Source organism: bacterium (genome assembly GCA_019695335.1).
Classification (GTDB): Bacteria; CLD3; CLD3; order SB21; family SB21; genus JABWBZ01.
On the sequence record JAIBAF010000018.1, the window covers coordinates 1 to 20,263 of the forward strand.

Below are 20,263 nucleotides of genomic sequence, written 5' to 3' on the forward strand. Positions count from 1 at the left end.
AAAAAGTCCGATCTGCATCGGCCTTGATCCGGATTTGAATAAATTGCCGCCTGTTTTTAAAAAAGAACCAGCCTCAATTCTTGAATTCAATAAAAAAATTATCGATGCCACTTACGATCTTGTTGGCGCTTTCAAACCTAATTTTGCTTTTTATGAAACGTTTGGGGCCGAAGGATGGGCCATTCTTGAAGCGACTATTCGTTTTATCCGTTCAACGGCACCGAAAGCGGTTATCATTGCGGATGCAAAGCGCGGCGACATTGGCAATACGGCTAATTTGTATGCACAATCCGTATTTGATCATTTAGGTTGTGATGCCATTACCGTAAGCCCATACATGGGATTGGATTCGGTGCAGCCGTTTATTGAAAATGAAAATTACGGCGCATTTGTTTTATGTCTTACGTCCAATGAAGGTTCGAAAGATTTTCAATACCGTTCATCCGATGGAAAGAGATTGTATGAGTCCGTTGCCATGAAAGTTTTGGGATGGAATCAACGCCACAACTGCGGTTTGGTAGTAGGGGCGACCCATTCAGAAGAAATGCAAGAGCTTCGCCAGATCAGCGGCGCTATGCCGTTTTTAATTCCCGGCATCGGTGCGCAGGGCGGCGATCTGGAGTCGACGGTAAAAATTAATTTCGACGGACAAAAAGTGAACGCCTTTGTCAATTCGTCACGAGCCGTTTTATATGCGTCTTCGGGAAACGATTTTGCTGAAGCTGCGCACGCGGCTGTTGTAACAATGAAAAATCAGATTGAAGCAGTAATCGGAAAAATACTTAAGAAGTAAAATAATTATTGCTTTTTCATGCGTCGGCGAATATATTGGCACCACTTTTCGCGCGCTTAGCTCAGCTGGTTTAGAGCGTCTCGCTTACACCGAGAAGGTCCTTGGTTCGAATCCATGAGCGCGCACTTCAAAATCCTCTGATGAAAATCAGGGGATTTTTTTTTGTAAATGCTTATTCAATCACTTCCAGCCTATACCCGATTCCTGATTCAGTTACTAACAATTTAGGTGAGTTCGGATTCTCTTCAATTTTTTTCCGAAGCTGGCCGACGTAGACTCTTGAATATTGAGTTTCTTCGGCGAAGGACGGTCCCCAGATTTCGTTGAGAATAAATTGATGGGTGAGAACCTTGCCGGCGTGGCGAATGAAGAGCGAAAGCAGGCGAAATTCCGTCGGTGTAAGTTTGATCATTTCGTTTTTGAGTTTGACGATGCGCGCATTCAAGTCGACCCATAACGGTCCGCCTTTAAAAATGTTGTTTTCACTACTGGGCGAGGTTACATGCCGTAAAGCCGTTCGGATGCGCGCCAACAATTCGCCGGTTCGGAAAGGCTTATTTAAATAATCGTCGGCCCCGACATCGAGCGCGGCGACGATGTCGGATTCATCGGAGCGAACCGATAAAATGATTACGGGAATCGACGACCACTCACGGAGTTTTTTCAACACTTCGATTCCGTCTATATCCGGTAAGCCTAAGTCGAGGATCAGCATGTCAGGCCGAACCATGGCAACTTGTTGCAAACCTTCTTCGCCGGATGTAGCGGAATAAACTTTATATCCGTTTGCCTCCAACGTAATCTGAAGCAGGCGTCGAATTTGGATTTCGTCATCAATGATCAGTATGCGCGGTAAATCATTCATACTCATGTACAATAGTTTCGGTCGCAGGAACCGGATGCAATGGCAGACGAATCGTAAATTGCGCCCCACCGGATTTTCGATTTTCCGCGCTTATCCTGCCTTGATGAGCTTCGACAAATCCTCTGACAATGGACAAGCCTAAGCCGGTACCGCCGGTTTTCGTTCCAGGAACGCGGTAAAACTTATCAAACAAATGTGACAATGCGTCAACCGGAAAACCGGGGCCATTATCAGCAATCATTAATACGCAGTCATGACTCTCTTTGAGCGCTTTAATTTCAATGGTTACTCCGTTCGGAGTGTATAGGGCTGCATTCAGAAGCAAATTCATTATAACTTGTTCCATCAAACCGAAATCGATTTTAAGCAAAGGCAAGTCCGGCGAAACGACGACAGTGACGGTGTGCAATGACAATTGATGTTCTAATTTTTGTAAAACAGAATGAATTATATCATGAATGTCACACCAATCGGATTTTATGGTAATATGGCCCGATTCGAGCCGTGCCATATCGAGTAAATTGCCGACCAAACGATTCAGCCTGTCTGCAGCCGTATGAATTTCTCCAAGCAAATCCTTCGCCAATGAATCGTGTTTTAGATTTTCAGTGTGTTGCAAACTTTCAGAAGCTGTGATCATCGCAGCAATCGGCGTACGGAGTTCGTGTGAGATTGAATTGAATAACGTCTTATACAATCTCTCAGATTCAACGACGGCAATAGAGTTTTTATTGATTTCGTTCAATTGCTCGCGTTCGAGCGCCGAGGCAATTTGACGGATGAAGTTTTCGATTAAGGTTTCCTGATCGATAGTGAATGAGCGGTCGAGTTTAATTCCGATCACTCCGAGTGGAAATCGCGGCCCGGAAATTGGAAAATACGTGGCGGCTGCAAAGGGAAGCGTGTCAGTGAATTTTCCTGCCTTCTTTTCATTCCAGTACACCCACGACGGTACAGAAAATTCTTTCATGTCTGCTTTGAATGTACTGGCAGGATGTGGCTCAGGTAGAAGATCACCGCTAAGATCGCTTAAAAAAATAATGACCGAACCGTTGAAGAACTGTTCGATATTTGCTACGGAAGCTTTGGCAACTTCATTCTGATTGCGTGCGTTTGACAGATCACGCGTCAATGCATACAGCGCATTAGTACGCGCTTCACGCTGAAGTACAATTCGTTCGCGGACACGAATACGCGCCGTCAGGGTGCCCGTAACCGAAGCAATCACAAAGTACGTCAAGAACATTAATGCGTCGTGGGTCAATCCGATATAAAAAGTAAATTGTGGCGGAATAAAAAAATAATTCCAGATCAACGCGCTCAACGCAGCCGCCAATAAAACCGGTCCGGTGCCAAATTTAAGCGGCATTAACGTAACCGTCAGCAACAAAATAAATGAAACAGTCTGGTAACCAAGCCAGGGAGAAACGGGAAAACAAATTGCCGCTACGGCAATAACGATCATTGCAGAGATCCAATATTGCATCCATCCGGAATGAAGACTTGGCAAACGTAGCCAACGCAACCGATTACCTGCATCCATCGCGCCACCGACGACGTGAATATCCAATTCGCCGCTGATCTCAATAATTTTTTCTAACAGGCTTTTTCCAAACGGTAAAAAATACTTTGACTTTCCGACAAGGATCTGCGTGGCATTTTGTTCTCTCGCCACGCGCACCAACGCTTTGGCGACGTCTTCGTCCGACGTTGTTATAACTTCGGCGCCAAGCTCCGATGCAAGTTTTACATTCTTGGATAGCTGCGACTTGTCAGCATCCGAAAGTTGTTTGGTAGTTTCAACATACACGGCCACCCAGGAACCGTTGATAGAATAGGCGAGACGGCGAGCCCAACGAATTAGACTAAAGCAATGCCGGCTAGCATTGATACCGACGAGTAGTCTCTGACTCGATTTCCACGGGCCGGCAATACGACGGTTTTTCATGTAGTCACGAAGCTGATGATCGACACGTTCGGCCGTTAAACGGAGCGCCATCTCACGTAAAGCTGTCAGGTTGCCTTCTCGGAAAAAATTTTGCACGGCTTGTTGCGAACGTTCGGGTGTGTAAACTTTTCCTTCGCGCAATCGTTGCAATAATTCCTCCGGTGAAATATCAATGACTTCGATTTCATCGGCCTGCTCGAAAATCGAATCGGGCACGGTTTCACGAATGGTCGCACCAGTAATTTGCGCGACAGTATCGGCACGGCTCTCGAGATGTTGAACATTCAACGTCGTGTATACGTCAATACCGTTGTCCAATAATTCAATAACATCCTGATAACGCTTAGCATGACGGCTGCCGGGGGCGTTGGTGTGGGCGAGTTCATCGACTAAAACTAATTTCGGGTGACGCGCCAAAATCGCATCGAGATCCATTTCTTCAAGCTGGGTTCCTCTGTAATCGATTTTTTTCCGTGAAATAACCGGCAGACCGTTGAGCAACGCTTCCGTATCGGGTCGCTTATGCGTTTCGATATAGCCGATAACGACGTCGATGTTTTTGGATAAAGCGTCATGAGCCGCTTTAAGCATATCATACGTTTTACCGGCGCCGGCACACATACCGAAATAAATTTTCAGTCGGGCGCGTTTCTCTTTTTCTTCCTCTTTTTTGAGAAATGAAAGAAGAGCGTCGGGATCGGGACGATTTTTTTCGTTGGTTTCTATCAATGGTTATTCTTCACCGAAAAGCTGGAACATGTAACCGATCTCAAATAGTAATAAATCATTTTTCCGATCGTCATTATCAAATTGATACGCAAGGTAAATAGGCAAATTACCGCCGTTTTCGGTCGCATAATAAACGAATCCCGGCGCCAAACCGTAGCCTTCACCCGATCCCTGGAAATAATCCGTTACAAACACCAGACTTTTGCTGATTCGCTGTTCGAGGCCTGCCAATGCACCGAAAGAAGTTTTTTTGACGTCTTGAATCTTCGGAGCATTCTTCCAATGTTTCATATAACCGCCGGCCATCAGGCGAGTATAGATGACGTCGCTATGTTGGATGGTGAGACCGACGAAATCATATAGCAAGTGTTTGGGAGACAGATCACCGTCGGTGTAAATGCTGTGCCATCCGCCGGGCGACATGCTGATTTTATATTTCTCGCTTTGATATAACCAGATACGCCATTTATGGGCCAGTACCACTTTGTCGATGCTTTTCGTTGTTTCTTTATTAAACCAAAAATTGGCTCCCAATTCTAGATACGGCAAGGCTTGTATGGAAATTCGCGGAACGTACGCATTAACGGCTTTGTTGTCCTTCAAAGTCTGATACTGATCGTATTCGACATACGAGTAGCCTACGCGCGGCATCATGTCAGGATTGGGCATATTAAAAAATGATACCTGAGCAAAACCGGTTTTAGCGGTGCTCGAGATCAAGACAATGATCGCCGTTTTGAAAACAAAGTTCAGTTTCATAAAAAAATCCTTGGGGTTTAAGTTTGAATGAATGTAATTCCGATTTTTGGTTCAATCAAGCGGGATGTTATTGTTTAGTTGTCAATTCATCCAATGCCATATTCAATTTCAATACATTCACGCGTGGTTCTCCAAGGAATCCCCATTGTCTGGCTTCGATGTTTTTTTTGACCAGTTCACGTATCATGTTTGTGTCTAAACCGCGGACGCGTGCAATTCTGGAAACTTGATAATACGCCGCGGCCGGAGAAATATGGGGATCAAGCCCGCTTGCTGACGCTGTGACCAGGTCAACGGGTATAGCCGACCGGTCAGTTGAATCAATCGCACGAAGGGCGTCAATGTGGTTTTGGATGGCGGCGACCAACGCCGGATTCGTCGGCCCGTAATTGGATCCGGATGAAGAAGCGGCGTTGTATGGAAATGATCCTGTGGCCGACAAACGTCCCCAGAAATATTTCGGATCGTCGAAAGATTGTCCGATCAATTCCGATCCAATAGTATTTCCATTTTTAATCATTAAACTACCGTTAGCTTTTTCTTGAAAAAAGATTTGAGCAATTCCGGTCACGAACAGAGGGTAGATAACACCGGTTATAATAGTTAGTGCGACAAGTAAAAGTAGAGCAGGTTTTATCAGATTTTTCATTTTTGATTTTCGTTTTTATTTGTTTTTTGGATTTAAGCTAATCCCAAAGCGTACAAAAACATGTCAATTAATTTAATTCCTATAAATGGAACGATTAATCCGCCGAGCCCAAAAATCAGTAAATTATTTCGCAGCACGGTAACTGCTCCGACAGGACGGTAGCGTATGCCACGAAGCGCTAAGGGTATAAGAAAGATAATAATCAGGGCATTGAAAATAACGGCCGATAAAATAGCGCTCGAAGGTGTCGCGAGTTTCATAATATTTAAAACTTCCAGGGCCGGATAAATCGGAACAAAGGCCGCCGGAATGATGGCGAAATATTTGGCGACGTCGTTGGCGATACTGAATGTCGTCAAGGCGCCTCGGGTCATGAGTAATTGTTTTCCTATTTCGACAATTTCGATCAGCTTGGTCGGATTGGAATCAAGGTCAACCATATTTCCGGCTTCTTTGGCGGCTTGCGTGCCGGTATTCATCGACACGGCCACATCTGCTTGGGCGAGCGCCGGCGCATCATTGGTGCCGTCGCCGGTCATTGCGACGAGCCGTCCGCCGGCCTGATGTTCGCGTATGAGTTTGAGTTTTGCTTCCGGCGTTGCTTGAGCAAGAAAATCGTCAACGCCTGCTTCGGCGGCAATGGTGGCGGCCGTAAGGGGATTATCGCCGGTGATCATGACGGTTTTGATACCCATTTTTCGCAATTCAGCAAAACGTTCTTTGATGCCACGTTTAACGATGTCTTTTAGTTCGATCACACCGAGAACTTGCAAATTTTCAACAACGACCAGCGGTGTTCCTCCGTTTTTCGAAATCGACTCGACAGTTGACCGAACTTCTCCTGGAAATTTTCCACCGGAAGAACTGACGTGATTATCGATGGCATCAGCAGCGCCCTTGAGAATATGCCGTCCGTCGAGATTTACTCCGCTCATCCGTGTTTGAGCAGTGAAAGGAATAAACGTTGCACCAATCTCATGGATATTACGTCCACGCAATTTGTATTTTTCTTTCGCTAGTACGACGATGGAACGCCCTTCAGGTGTTTCGTCAGAGAGGGAAGCCAACTGTGCGGCATCGGCGAGCGTTTCAATAGCAACGTCCGGAGCAGGAAGAAAGGCCGTTGCATGCCGATTACCTAAAGTAATCGTACCGGTTTTATCGAGTAAAAGTACGTCGACGTCGCCGGCCGCCTCCACTGCTCGTCCGGATGTCGCAATGACATTGGCCTGGATCATTCGGTCCATTCCCGCAATTCCGATAGCCGATAAAAGCCCGCCAATGGTAGTCGGAATGAGGCATACCAGTAATGCTACCAACACCGTTACAGCGACAGGTGAACCCGATCCAGCCGCGTTGACGCAGTAAATTGAAAAGGGTAGTAACGTAACTGTTACCAAAAGAAAAATAATTGTCAATGCTGCGAGCAAGATGTTCAGTGCAATTTCATTCGGAGTTTTCTGGCGTTTGGCGCCTTCGACCATGGCAATCATTCTGTCGAGAAACGTATCGCCCGGATTGGCCGTAATTTTTACTACAAGCCAATCGGAAAGCACACGTGTTCCACCTGTTACGGCGTTGCGATCGCCGCCGCTTTCGCGAATCACCGGGGCGCTCTCGCCCGTAATGGCGCTTTCATCGACGGTGGCAATGCCTTCAATTGCTTCGCCGTCGCCGGGAATGATGTCGCCGGCTTCGACCAAAACAATATCGCCCTTTTTCAAAGTCGAAGCTGAAACGACAGCGTATTCCGCACTCAATTCGGATTGATATAATTTTTTTGCATGGGTATCGCGGCGCGCTCGCCGGAGAGAATCCGCTTGCGCTTTGCCGCGGCCTTCGGCCATCGCTTCGGCGAAATTAGCGAATAATACGGTAAACCATAACCACATCGAAATCGCAAAAATAAAAACAGGGGAGGCTTCGCCGTGTCCCAGCCATGATTGGAAGAATAATACAGTAGTCAGAATACTGCCGATTAATACGACAAACATGACCGGATTACGAATTTGAATTCGGGGATCGAGTTTAAGAAACGAATCAATGATGGCTTGCCTTACGATCGGTGGATCGAATAACGGGCGGACTTTGGGTTTAGTGGACATTCTTAATTTGCTCCGTTTTTACAATTTTAGATTTCAAATTTGAGTCATTAATTCATCGTTAATTGTTCATTGCACAAAGTGTTCGACGATCGGGCCGAGCGCGAGCGCAGGAATAAACGTCAGAGCGCCGACGATCATGACAACGCCTATAAGCAAAGCCACGAACAAAGGTGTATGCGTTGCGAGCGTACCGGCGCCGGAAGGAATTTGTTTTTTCTTAGCGAGCGATCCTGCAATAGCTAGAGTGGGAATTGCAAGCCAGTATCGGGCAAACAACATTGCCAGGCCGCCTGTTAAATTGTAAAACGGATTATTGGCGCCGAGACCGGCGAACGCACTGCCGTTGTTATTGCCCTGCGATGAAAATGCGTACAATATTTCGCTGAATCCGTGAATGCCGGGGTTGTAGAGCGTTGCCGTGCCCCATTCCGTGACCACGGCCAAAGCCGTGAATCCCAATACAACTACCGGCGGGATCAGAATAACCAGTGAGGCCATTTTCATTTCGTATGCTTCGATCTTTTTACCGAGATATTCTGGTGTACGTCCGACCATCAGGCCGGCGACAAACACGGCGATGATGGCAAACACCAGCATTCCATAGAGCCCTGAACCCACGCCGCCAAAGATAACTTCACCTAATTGCATCATCAGCATCGGGACAAGCCCACCCAGCGGAGTGAAAGAATCGTGCATGGAATTGACAGAACCGTTAGAAGCTGCCGTAGTCGCCGTTGCCCATAAGGCAGAATTGACAATACCAAAACGAATTTCCTTGCCTTCCATATTGCCACCGGAATGTGACTCATTGGCTTTCTGATCAATTCCCATGCCGGTTAATGCCGGATTTCCGTTTTGTTCTGAAACAACACATAAAGTAAGCATAGCAACAAATATGACCGTCATCGCTGCTAGTATGGCCCAGCCTTGACGAGTGTCGCCGACCATTTTGCCGAATGTGTAACACAAAGCAGCCGGGATCAATAAAATCGCCAGCATCTCAAAAAAATTAGAAAGCGGAGTTGGATTTTCGAATGGGTGAGCTGAATTGACATTAAAAAAGCCACCGCCGTTAGTGCCGAGTTGCTTGATCGCAATTTGCGAAGCCGCTGGACCCATCGGTAACGATTGTTCAGCTATGATATTGCCATTCGCATCAACGGTCGATTGCAGCAAGGACACGTTTTGATAAGTGTCGAAATTTTGAACAACGCCTTGCGAAACTTGAATGAGCGCGAGGACAATGGACAGAGGCAAGAGGATGTATAGCGTTGTACGAACTATATCAACCCAAAAATTACCGATCGATTGTGATGTATGTCTGGCCATGCCTCTAATTAATGCAATCAGGGTTGCCATGCCACTGGCCGCGGAAACAAAATTTTGTACTGTCAGTCCCAACATCTGCGTCAAATAACTCATCGTCATTTCACCACCGTATCCTTGCCAATTGGTGTTGCTCGCAAAACTGATGGCGGTATTAAATGCAGAATCCGGCGTGACGGCTCCGAATCCCTGTGGATTGAGAGGAAGGAAGTCCTGCCAGCGCTGGAGCGCGTACACGACTAATAATCCGGCGAAATTGAAAAACAGCATGGCGAGAGTGTAAAATTTCCAATTCATCTCTTCTTGAGTATTTATTCCGCACAAACGATAGATCAATCTTTCGAATGGCCCCAAGATGCGACCCAAAACAAATGGTTTTCCTTCATAAATAAGAGTCATGTACCAACCTAGCGGCTTGGCTAATGTGATCACAACCGCGATGTAAACGACGAGTTGCAAATATCCATTAAGTGTCATGAAAATTTCTCCGGTTTCAAAAGTGCCCAGAACAGATAGATCAATAAAATGAAAGCAATAATACCACTGATGAGATGCAATATATTCATAGCCTATTCCTTATTTTTTCGAAACGATATTGTCATAGCTTCTCACAAAATTTTACTAATCCCCAACTCAGAATGAAGAACAGCAGAATTATACTGAGAAAAATAGTATCCATTAAAAGTCTCCTTGTAGTGTTTATGGCGTTCTATTGCAAAGTTAATGAACCAAGTAAGCCGACACAATTAAGTGCTCATAAAGAAATGAATTCAGACTATAAAAAAAGTATAAAGATTCTGCATTCTACAAGTTAAGGGCTTATTTTAATAGTTGATTATAATGCGGATAAGGTAATTAAGGGCGATTTGGGAGTTTGAGCAAATCAGATGCGTCAGAGTATGCGGGCTGGAACTTTTAATAGAATCGCGGCGTTAAACTAATAGGTTCTGACCAAACACCTACCCAAATAACTTCTCTGACGATTTAAAGACTAAGCAAGGGGAGCACGATGGCAAAAATATTGATCATCGAAGACGAGCCCAATCTCCAACTGCTGTATAAATCGGAAATTGAAAGCATGGGGCACGAGGCGATCTGCTTATCCGGCGGTCGTGAAGCGTATCAATACGTTGAACATCAACAGCCGGACGTGATCGTACTGGACATTATGATGCCGCACGGCGACGGCAAGGAATTTCTAACCCGATTGCTGGACAGTCGCATCAGCATTCCTGTCATAATCAACTCTGCGTATTCCCATTACAAAAATGATTTCATTTGCTGGGCCGCGGAGGCGTATGTGATCAAATCGTCTGATCTGGGTGAACTGAAAGAAGAAATAGCGCGGATTTTAGAGAGAAAGCACCTCGTGGAAGCTTGAATCAGTACCGAAAATGGTTCTTCATTATCAAGCCTGCTTCAACCCTTAAGCAGGCTTTTTTACTTGTTATTCAAACATTGAACATTTAAATTCCTCCTCGTTTAGCCTCTACCAAGCATATCGTTTTTTCACATCAATTCACGGAGTTCTGATTATGGCCATTCAATCCATTACCGTTATCGGTGCCGGTACGATGGGCAACGGCATTGCCCATGTTTTTGCGCAATATGGTTTTTCAGTTCAAATCGTCGATATCAAACAAGAGTTTTTAGACAAGGCGCTCGCTACAATTGACAAAAATCTGGGTCGGCAGGTAAGCAAAGGAGCGCTGACAGAAGACCAAAAAAAGGCGACACTTGATCGCTTGAAAACATCGGTCAAACTGGATGATGCTAAAAATTCTGACCTTGTCATCGAGGCAGCAACGGAAAATTTTGATATTAAGTCGCAAATTTTTAAGACGTTAGATGCGGTTTGCAAGCCTGAAGTAATTTTGGCAACGAATACGTCTTCGATATCCATTACACAAATTGCAGCCGTAACCAAACGTGCCGATAAAGTCATAGGCATGCATTTTATGAATCCGGTGCCTGTGATGAAGTTGGTTGAGATTATCCGTGGTCTTGCGACCAGCGATGATACCTACGCTGCGGTCAAATCGATGACGGAAAAACTTGAAAAAATTCCTGTTGAAGTGAACGATTATCCCGGCTTCATTTCCAATCGCGTTCTGATGCCGATGATCAATGAAGCCATTTTTTGCCTGATGGAAGGCGTTGCCTCCAAGGAAGCCATTGATAATGTCATGAAATTGGGTATGAATCATCCGATGGGACCTTTACAATTGGCTGATTTCATCGGATTGGATGTGTGTTTATTTATAATGAATGTTTTACATGACGGCTTAGGCGACGATAAATATCGTGCTTGTCCGTTGCTGAAAAAAATGGTTACGGCAGGTTATCTCGGAGTCAAAAGCGGAAAAGGTTTTTACGACTATCCCAAAAAATAAATCAAGCGAGAGGAGGAATTATGTTTCGTAAACTGACCACGGTATTGGCAATTCTGATGGCTTTATCGGCCATGAACTTGTTGGCCCAAAACAAGAAACGAATTGGGGTTTTGCCGTTTAAAAACAAAGGCGGGAAAGAAAAATACATGTGGCTCAGCGAAGGTTTCGCCACGACGCTGACCGAAGGTTTACAACAGATTCAATCGATCTACGTTGTGGATCGCAATCAGGTCAACAGCGTCGTCAAAAAAGGAAACTATTCCAACGATGATCTTTTTACTTCCAAAGGCGCTTACGAAATCGGCAATAAATTAGGCCTCGATTATGTGATTATCGGTGCGTTCAATGTAGTCAAAGATACGATCAATACGTTTGCTATCGTCGTTGATGCGAAGAAAAAAGGTGAATACATCAAAGCTTGCAGTCCTCAGACCGAAAAAGGAATGAAGTTTTTATGGCAGGTTTACGATGAGATGATCAATGCCGTCTGTAAATCGGAATGTTTTAACGTGACCATCACGGCCGACGAAAAGAAGCAAATCAAGGCCATTACGGCCAATACTGAAAATGTCAGCGCCTACGAATATTATATCAAAGGCCGTCGCGAACATTTGAAATATTCTGTCAAAGGATACGAAGATGCTATCGGATGGTATGAGAAAGCGCTTCAATTGGATCCCAATTACGCATTAGCGCTTGGCGCTAAAGGCGAAGCCCAGGCCTTCTGGGGATATCAGAAAGAACTCAATGGAGAACCGTACCAATTTATGTACGACGACGCTTATAAAAACGTACAAAAAGGATTAGGCATCTCGCCGAATATCGGTTCTATTCACCGCAATATGGCAACGACGTATCAGATGTTGCGCCGGTTTGACGATGCCAAAGCGGAAGCGCAGACTGCGGTGAATCTCAACGCCAATGATGCCGAAGGATGGTATCAATTGTGGCGTGCAAAATACGGTGGTAAAGTGACCGATCCGGAAATTCAAAAATCGATTGAAATCAGTCCATTCCTGCCCGTGGCCAACCTGACTATCGGCAACGAATATTTCAATGAAAAAGATTATGGAAAAGCGGAAGAATATTATAAACGTGCTTTAATCGGTAACGAAGAATACGAACTGGCGCATGCGAATCTTGGTAATATGTACAGTACGGTAAAACGTTATGATGAAGGCATTGCTTCGTTCAAGCGGGCTATTGAACTCAAGCCGCATTATGAATTTGCCTGGAACGGTTTAGGATTCATTTATGAAATGCAAGCAGAAGAGTTGATAGCCGCAGGCAATGCAGACGGCGGACGTGCCAAATATCAGGAAGCTTTAGCCGCTTACACAAAAGCTTCAGAAATTAATCCAAATAAGGCGGAAACATTCTATAGCATTGGCTTAATGTGCTGGCGTCTTGAAAATTGGCAAGGTGTCGTGACCGCGTGGGAAAAATGCCTGAAACTTAATCCCGATCATCAAAGCGCTAACGAGTGGCTGCCTAAAGCCAAAGAGAAATTGCAAGGAAGATGAACTTTCCTCTGTGAAAAGTAAGAATAAAAGTATCTAATGGCACGCTTCACAAAAACGTCTTTATCACTCGACGACGCCATAACCGATGCATATTTGTATCTCGTCGAGATGACTACCAAAAATCTTTACGATTTTGAAGCGGCTATGGGCATGGAACCGGTTCCGGTCATCGGCACAACAGAAGAAAAAAATTCACACGACTTGGTTACCATCAAAAAAGCTTTTTTCATTGAATATCCCAAACGATGGTTTACCGATTCGTATCCGCCTGGCCGGCGCCGGGAAATGCTCAAAGATCGTATGAGCCAGTTATTGGCTTGGGCGAATCTCCCGAAGGAAAAAAATTCAATCCAATTATGGATAATCGAACCGCTGGATGAGAAAGAAAGAGAGGAACTAACCGCACTTATTCAGTATTTGGGAAAGTGCTTATCATTCGAATTCCAAGTGATTGAAGGTTTGGTTTTAAAAGACAAATTACAACAAATTCTATCAGCCATCTGTCGCACTCAACGCACCTACGACAATTATCTTATCCGAACTGTGAAATTCCTTCATGATAAAGGTCTCTTGATGTGAAACCGTTCCGGATTCTTGTTTCCATTATACTGCTCTGTTGTGTGCAGGCTATTGGGCAAGAGCGGCTAAGTGCCCCACCTTTTTATATTTTTTTTCATCCTGCCGATCGTTCCAGTACAACAAATCTTTTACAAACCGTTCAAATTCGACGCACTGAATTGGAAAATTTTTACGGAACGGTTTTTAACGATTCGATTGCAATCATCCTTGTTTCATCTGAAAAGGAATTTAACCTTCAATCCGGCGGAGGAATTCCCGATTGGGGACAAGCTGTAGCCATTCCAACCCAAAATCGTATTATTCTGAAATCACAATCGATGAACACATTGGTGACGAATGTCGTTCAGCCGTTGGAGATTGTAGTAGTACACGAGATGTCTCATTTGCTGTTTCACGATGCAATTTCAGATCCTGATCGTCATGTTCCACGGTGGCTCAATGAAGGGGCAGCGATGGTTTTGTCAAAACAATCCGTACAACTCGAGGCACTCGAAAAAGCTGTATTGACTCAATCGTTGTTGCGGCTTGACGATATTGACGATGTGCTTCGCTATGGCAATATTAAGGCAGACCTGTGTTATGACCAGAGTTATTCGGCGACAAGATATCTTATGGATCGTTACGGCGATTCAGTAGTCCGCCAATTGCTTGTACGTGTGGATTCTACCACTGATTTTGAAACCGCATTTAAAGCCGTAACAGGACAAAGCGTGTACATGTTTGAATCCGAGTGGGAAAAATCATTGGCCAAACCTGCCTGGACACGGTGGTTAAGCTATACCGATGAATTTTTATGGATCATTGTTCTTCCGCTTTTATTTTTTTCAGCATGGTGGATGAAACGGAAAGCGATGAAACGGAAAGAACAGGAGTGGGAGCGGGATGAATCGAAGTTGGATAATCATTAAAATAATCGGAATTTTAAAGCAGGTTCTGTCGTTAAAACAACAATCCTATTTTTTAGTTGCAATCCCGTGGTGTTTGATATAAGTTTGTCACACCCACTTGCATGCAAACAGACACTCCATTGAAAAAACTCATGAAACGTTGCGCAGTACTGGTACTGGCTTTCAACCTCATTTATCTTGCATGTGAAAAGGACGAACCCCGTGAAGACCCGCTGGTAACGCGAGGCCGTCAGCTTTTTAACGATACACGGTTATCGCGCGATAACGATCAAAGTTGTGCTACATGCCATCCCAACGGTCACATGGATCATCGGCGCTGGCATTTTTCTGCGATTCACGGTACAACGGATGGCGTGCCGGATTCATTCAGAACGTTGACGTTATGGGGAATTTCTGAAACGGGGCCGCCGTATTTGTGGGATGTCTCGCGGCGGGATTTGCATGCCGTCACGCGTTTGTATGTCGATACCATCATGGGCGGCACGGCCAACGAGGATGATATTGAAGCCTTGGTAGCGTATCAGAATTCTTTAAAATTTCCAGTGAATCCATGGCGAAATGCCGACGGAAGTTTGACACCGGCGCAGCAACGCGGTAAAATTGTATATGAAACCAACGGATTTTGTTCGCCATGTCATCCGGCGCCGACCGGCACGACGACTAAACCTAAAGACATTGGAACGGGTTTGTTGGTCAAAACCCCTGGTTTGCGTTCGTTATTTTCTTCCGGTCCTTATTTTCATGACGGGCGTTTTAAAACACTGCGGGAAGTGATCGATTTTTATATAGCGGACCCTGGCGGGATCCTTCATTCATCGGGGTTTGTCATTAACTTGACTGAACAAGAGAAAAACGATTTGATCGAATATTTGCGGACTTTTTAACGGAGGGTGAATGATTCGGTGGATTTTTTTCGTAGTCATTGGCATTGGATTAATAACAGTGACAGCCTGCGACAAAGATGAAATTTCGGAAGAAACGCTCATCACGCAAGGCCGTATGCTGTTTAATAGTGAAAAATTCAGATGCAGTCAATGTCATCCCAACGGTGACATGGACGGAAAATTATGGAAACTGGGTTTTCCTCCAAGGGTCTCAGCCGATTCTGTCGCTACGCCGTCACTTTTTGGGGTTCGCGATACCCCGCCATATTTGTGGCTTGGCGAAGGCGGTTCCGATCTGCGGGAATTAACCAAGGTAGTTATTGACAGTATTTTGAATGAATCGGCGACCGATGAAGAATTGGATCAACTTGCTGCTTATCAGCGTTCTTTGGTTGTGCCGGCCAATCCGTGGCGAAATACAGATGGATCACTGACGGAAAACCAGCAGCGCGGTAAAAGCGTATTTGAAAATCAAGGGCACTGCGGCAAATGCCATTCGGGATCGGAGTCTACAGGACACTTCAAAATTCAGATTCGTGTTAATACGCCGCCAATTGATGTGCCGTCGCTTCGTTGGGTTTTTGCAACGGCGCCGTACTTTCACGACCATAAATCGCTAACGCTGGCGGATGTCATTAATTATTATGCCGATTCGGTGACGACGACACAAATGACAACATGGGGATGGAATGCACGCGGAATATATGATATTGAACTCAGCCAGCAAGAAAGACTCGATCTGTTAGAATATTTACGTTCGTTATGAAATACAGTTGATTCGGAGAACTCAATTTATGAAAAGAACAAAATTTTTACTGGCAATACTAATGCTGACTATCCCTTCAGCGTTTGCTCAAGAGGAAGAAGACATGGGATCGGGTCAGGATAATTCGGTTGGAATTGGAGGAGTAGTCGACTTAAGTTATTCCGAAGGTGATAAGCCCGGCATTAATAACAATACGCTCGGCGATAATAATTTCAACAAAGTCCGTGCGCTGACTAATTTCCAATTTCAGCATCGCGATAAGTTACGCGCCGATATTGAAGTGCTTTATGACGACGCATCGCAGGACAAAATTCGCCTGCAGGGAGCTTTCGTTACAATTTTTAATTTACCCAACGAAAAGATCAACCTGATGATCGGAAAGATCCCGAATCTTTTCGGCAATTTTTCAAAACGCGAGTTCTCGGACGTCAATCCGTTGATTGGCCAGCCATTGATGCGTCAATATCGCACTACTCTTGATTGGGAAAGAACGTGGGATAATCGCGAACAACTTATTTTAAAAAAGCGCCGTTCGGAATTTAAAGGACAACTGCCTTTGAACGTCCTGCGGGGAGCCACACCAACGGTGTACGATGCGCGTTGGGATTTCGGTATTGAACTTTTTGGAAATGCTTCGATTTTTGATTACCAACTTGGCGTGACCGATGGATCGATTTCGAATCCGGAAGCCGGTCCGGAGAACGACGGCAAACAGTTTTTAGGACGATTGGGAATTAATCCCGTAACCGGATTGAATATCGGTTTTTCAGCAGCCATGAATCCTTATTTATCGAAACCAAAAACATTGGAAGATAAACAGCGGTTGTTGGAAGCTGGTAAAGGAGCCGGTGAATATAAGCAGCGTGCTTTTGGTGCAGACCTTGAAGCCAGCTATAAATATTTTGTGGTTTTCGGAGAATTTGTGTACAGCAAATGGGATGCTGAAGTCACGGAAGGCGAGTTAACCAACCGTAGTTTCTACATTGACGCTAAATATAAAATGCATCCTCGTTTCTATATCGCCGGACGGTATGATCGGATGGACTTCAGCAAAATCGAAAACCCGGCTACCGGCCGTAAGGAAACATGGGATTACAACGTTCAAAGAGTGGAAGGCGGTTTTGGGTTTCGTATTACGACCGATGCTACGGTGAAAGTCGTCGGACAATTGACTAAATTTGAAAAAGGTTCGGGTATCAAGATGATTCAATTAACGGCGGTACAATTATCCGTACCTTTTTAATGGAGGAAGCATGAAGTTAATCGTAAGTTTATTCAGTGCAGTCGCGCTGCTGGGATTTGTAAAATTCAGCGAAAGTTCAAAATTTTTCAAGTCGATCAAAGATTTACCGATGGTCAAACCTGCGCCGAATTTTTCCGAAGCCGCCGCTTTGCCGGCCGGAGAAGGAAAAATAACCGGAAAGGTTTTTGTTAACAAGTCCTCTGGAACAAAAGCTCGTTCCACTAAAGGCTTGTATGGCAAGAACGCATCGAAGATTGTTCAGAATTCAGCCAATGATCGTCAGGCCGTCGTATTTATCGAAAAAATCTCCGGACAATTTCCGATACCGCAAAGCCGTCCTGTGATGCGTCAGAAAAACATAACCATTGTGCCGCATGTCTTGCCCGTACTTATTGGCTCGACAGTCGATTTTCCCAATGAGGATAATATTTACCATAACATTTTTTCTCTTTCTTCGGTCAAATCGTTCGATTTGGGCCGTTATGCCAATGGCAAAAGTAAATCCGTTACGTTCAATAAATTCGGTGAAGTAAAAGTGTTCTGTGATATCCATTCTTCCATGAGCGGTTATATCATTGTTTTGCAGAATCCGTATTTTGCAACGACCGGGTCGGACGGCAGTTATTCTATCACGGGAATTCCTTCGGGGACTTATAAAGTTGGTGCATGGCATGAAAACGGAGGAACCCAATGGCTGACCATTGCAGTGGAAAGCGGGCAAACGGCTACAGCGGATTTTTCTTTTTAGATTTACTCAAATGTTCGATGATCGAGGGCAGATAAGATCGGTATTCGAGCGGAATTTTGTTGGAGTAGTTTCGAAACGCCACGGTTTCTGAATATTTTTTTGGGTGAGAGGCAAATTGTTCGGCAATGTTTTCAATATAACCGGACAATTTGCCTTTTACTTTTTCCTTAAGGAAAGGATGTTGTGCGATTGCCAAAGCAGCTCTATCCGAGTCATATCCGTTATCGACATAGGCCTTGAAACATAAGCCTTTGAAAATATCGCGTACCCTAAAAACACTCAGATTGAGTGACTTAGCCGTCTCATCCGTTTTAAAATGATGATCCCGCAGCGTTGTAAGAAATGACAGTTCGATAGTTGTAAAATCTCCTGTGTCAACCGGGATGTTTTTTTCGCTGCCGTAATACTTTTTTTCAATTTCGGATAAGGAAGCTTTGATGCGCAAAATTTCATCAGCCAGATTTTCTTTTTGCGGTGATGAAATTCCCTCCGAGAATTGAGTCCGAATCTCCGGCGGCAAATGTTCGTGTGTGATAGGCAGGCGCCCAAGAATCAGCACTCGTTCAATAACGTTTTCAAGCTCGCGTACGTTACCGGGCCATGCATATGATTGCATGCTTTCAAGGCAATCACGAGTCACGTAATCGTTAATATTTTCGCTGACAGTACGCCGCGAATGTTTATCCGCTAAATATTTAATCAGCAACGGTAAATCATCTTTGCGTTCTCTCAAAGGAGGAAGTTCGATCGGAAAAATATTCAGACGATAATAAAGATCTTCGCGAAATTTTTTTTGTTTAATCAATGTTTCGAGCGGCACATGCGTTGCTGCAACGACCTGGATATCCAAAGGAATCGGAACCGAGCCGCCGACACGTTCAACGACACGCTCTTGCAGAACCCGCAGGAGTTTGACCTGGGCATCCTGCGGCAGATCGCCGATTTCATCCAAGAAAATTGTACCACCGTTGGCCAGTTCGAATTTACCTTTCTTCATCGATTGCGCACCTGTAAAGGCGCCTTTTTCATGTCCGAAGAGTTCGCTCTCGATCAGTTCGCGCGGAATAGCGCCGCAATTGACCGCAATCATTGGACCATGGCTACGGCGGCTCTGTTGATGAATAACACGCGCAATCAATTCTTTACCGGTGCCGGTTTCTCCGCGAATCAAGACGGTCGAATTTTTTTCACTTTTCGCAAAACGTTCCAGAGTCTTGTAAATAGCTGTCATTTTAGGATTGCGACCGATAATATCACCGAATGAGGCGTCCACATTGAGTTCTTCCTGCAAAACATGATTCAATTCGACAAGATTTTCAAAACGCTCGGCATTACGGATGATCGGTACGGTTTGATACGCGATCATTTGTAAAATCTGGCGGTCGTCATCAGTCCATTCACCTTGCCATTTTTCAGAGATGCCAAGCATTGCAATCAGGCGTGAACGATTCGAATCCGGATCATTGAATACAAAAGGCTGCCAATATGATAGGGATTCGATCGGAAGATGCTGGCGATCAATCCAATCACGGACGATCTTGGAAAATTTTTGAGTGTCATGGATGCTTTTATCATGAGGAAGACTAAACGATATATTCTCTCCATATTTCCAATGTCCGTAGCACGTAAAATGTTTGCCTTCTTGTGAATAAAAAAAATAGGCGTGTTTACAACCCAGCAATATTTTAATTTTACTGGTCAGCAATGAAGCTGTAAATTTAAGAGAAGTGGTATGGCTTAGGTCACGCACTAATTCATGAAGGATCAGGAATTCAAATTGATTTTTTTGTAATGCCTTTAACCCTTCATAACGGGCTGCAATGTGTGCCGTCAATTGCCGAATAAGTGCGAGATCGGCTGATTTCGTTACGGCAATTGCGGCGAAAGGTCTCTTAGGATCTCCGATAGGAATATGGATGAATCCGACACGTGGTTTTTGCGATAAGGTTTTTGCATGTAATCTCGACGAAGCACGGAGTAGTTCGAAACGGACCGAGGAAGTATTGAAAGTATACCAACCGAAATCCGCTGACAAGGCCTCCATA

At 44.8% G+C, this 20,263-nt stretch carries 18 protein-coding genes and 1 tRNA gene; 11 read left to right on the forward strand and 8 right to left on the reverse strand.

The window, feature by feature from the left end; translation table 11 throughout:
• The coding region (gene pyrF / locus K1X84_06505) for an orotidine-5'-phosphate decarboxylase (GenBank protein MBX7151275.1) at nucleotides 1–793 on the forward strand (793 nt) is incomplete at its 5' end.
• Nucleotides 794–843: 50 nt separating this feature from the next.
• Nucleotides 844–918 (forward strand) — tRNA-Val (locus tag K1X84_06510).
• Between the two features lie 47 nt (nucleotides 919–965).
• Here the strand turns inward: K1X84_06510 and K1X84_06515 are convergent.
• The 7 genes from K1X84_06515 to kdpF form a co-directional block, all read right to left on the reverse strand.
• Entirely contained in the window at nucleotides 966–1,658 is a 693-nt protein-coding gene (locus K1X84_06515; GenBank protein MBX7151276.1) for a response regulator, read from the reverse strand.
• Nucleotides 1,651–4,332, reverse strand: coding sequence for a sensor histidine kinase KdpD (locus K1X84_06520; GenBank protein ID MBX7151277.1), 2,682 nt, complete (start codon nucleotides 4,330–4,332; stop codon nucleotides 1,651–1,653). The genes K1X84_06515 and K1X84_06520 overlap by 8 nt, the downstream gene beginning before the upstream one ends.
• Nucleotides 4,333–4,338: 6 nt before the next feature.
• On the reverse strand, nucleotides 4,339–5,094 hold the full coding sequence (locus K1X84_06525; protein MBX7151278.1) for a hypothetical protein: 756 nt from the start codon (nucleotides 5,092–5,094) through the stop codon (nucleotides 4,339–4,341).
• A 67-nt stretch (nucleotides 5,095–5,161) separates the two neighbouring features.
• On the reverse strand, nucleotides 5,162–5,743 hold the full coding sequence (gene kdpC / locus K1X84_06530) for a potassium-transporting ATPase subunit KdpC (protein ID MBX7151279.1): 582 nt from the start codon (nucleotides 5,741–5,743) through the stop codon (nucleotides 5,162–5,164).
• 32 nt (nucleotides 5,744–5,775) lie between these two features.
• Entirely contained in the window at nucleotides 5,776–7,848 is a 2,073-nt protein-coding gene (kdpB, locus tag K1X84_06535) for a potassium-transporting ATPase subunit KdpB (protein ID MBX7151280.1), read from the reverse strand.
• A gap of 66 nt (nucleotides 7,849–7,914) precedes the next feature.
• Entirely contained in the window at nucleotides 7,915–9,651 is a 1,737-nt protein-coding gene (gene kdpA, locus K1X84_06540; protein MBX7151281.1) for a potassium-transporting ATPase subunit KdpA, read from the reverse strand.
• Nucleotides 9,648–9,740 (reverse strand): K(+)-transporting ATPase subunit F, encoded by a 93-nt coding sequence (gene kdpF / locus K1X84_06545; GenBank protein MBX7151282.1) that lies wholly within the window; start codon nucleotides 9,738–9,740, stop codon nucleotides 9,648–9,650. Before kdpF ends, kdpA begins: the two co-directional genes overlap by 4 nt.
• A gap of 443 nt (nucleotides 9,741–10,183) precedes the next feature.
• Between kdpF and K1X84_06550 the strand changes: the two genes are divergently transcribed.
• The 9 genes from K1X84_06550 to K1X84_06590 all read left to right on the forward strand — a co-directional run bounded on the left by K1X84_06550 (nucleotide 10,184) and on the right by K1X84_06590 (nucleotide 18,218).
• Nucleotides 10,184–10,555 (forward strand): response regulator, encoded by a 372-nt coding sequence (locus K1X84_06550; GenBank protein ID MBX7151283.1) that lies wholly within the window; start codon nucleotides 10,184–10,186, stop codon nucleotides 10,553–10,555.
• A gap of 154 nt (nucleotides 10,556–10,709) precedes the next feature.
• Nucleotides 10,710–11,567 carry a 3-hydroxybutyryl-CoA dehydrogenase gene (locus K1X84_06555; protein ID MBX7151284.1) on the forward strand — a complete coding sequence of 286 codons (858 nt, stop codon included), beginning with the start codon at nucleotides 10,710–10,712 and terminating at the stop codon, nucleotides 11,565–11,567.
• Between the two features lie 20 nt (nucleotides 11,568–11,587).
• Nucleotides 11,588–13,090, forward strand: coding sequence for a tetratricopeptide repeat protein (locus K1X84_06560; protein ID MBX7151285.1), 1,503 nt, complete (start codon nucleotides 11,588–11,590; stop codon nucleotides 13,088–13,090).
• Between the two features lie 36 nt (nucleotides 13,091–13,126).
• Entirely contained in the window at nucleotides 13,127–13,669 is a 543-nt protein-coding gene (locus K1X84_06565) for a hypothetical protein (protein MBX7151286.1), read from the forward strand.
• Nucleotides 13,666–14,577 carry a hypothetical protein gene (locus K1X84_06570; GenBank protein ID MBX7151287.1) on the forward strand — a complete coding sequence of 304 codons (912 nt, stop codon included), beginning with the start codon at nucleotides 13,666–13,668 and terminating at the stop codon, nucleotides 14,575–14,577. Before K1X84_06565 ends, K1X84_06570 begins: the two co-directional genes overlap by 4 nt.
• Before the next feature lie 131 nt (nucleotides 14,578–14,708).
• The gene (locus K1X84_06575; protein MBX7151288.1) at nucleotides 14,709–15,461 is read left to right on the forward strand and encodes a c-type cytochrome; all 753 of its coding nucleotides are present in this window, start codon (nucleotides 14,709–14,711) and stop codon (nucleotides 15,459–15,461) included.
• A 10-nt stretch (nucleotides 15,462–15,471) separates the two neighbouring features.
• Nucleotides 15,472–16,227: a c-type cytochrome gene (locus K1X84_06580; GenBank protein MBX7151289.1), complete on the forward strand. Its 756-nt coding sequence runs from the start codon at nucleotides 15,472–15,474 to the stop codon at nucleotides 16,225–16,227.
• Between the two features lie 28 nt (nucleotides 16,228–16,255).
• Entirely contained in the window at nucleotides 16,256–17,470 is a 1,215-nt protein-coding gene (locus tag K1X84_06585; GenBank protein MBX7151290.1) for a hypothetical protein, read from the forward strand.
• Nucleotides 17,471–17,480: 10 nt separating this feature from the next.
• Nucleotides 17,481–18,218: a carboxypeptidase regulatory-like domain-containing protein gene (locus tag K1X84_06590; protein MBX7151291.1), complete on the forward strand. Its 738-nt coding sequence runs from the start codon at nucleotides 17,481–17,483 to the stop codon at nucleotides 18,216–18,218.
• On the opposite strand, the gene K1X84_06595 is transcribed toward K1X84_06590, so the two are convergent.
• Complete coding sequence (locus tag K1X84_06595; GenBank protein MBX7151292.1) at nucleotides 18,196–20,262, reverse strand: sigma-54 dependent transcriptional regulator; 2,067 nt, start codon at nucleotides 20,260–20,262, stop codon at nucleotides 18,196–18,198. The two genes, K1X84_06590 and K1X84_06595, sit on opposite strands and share 23 nt — an antisense overlap.
• Nucleotide 20,263: the final 1 nt, after the last annotated feature.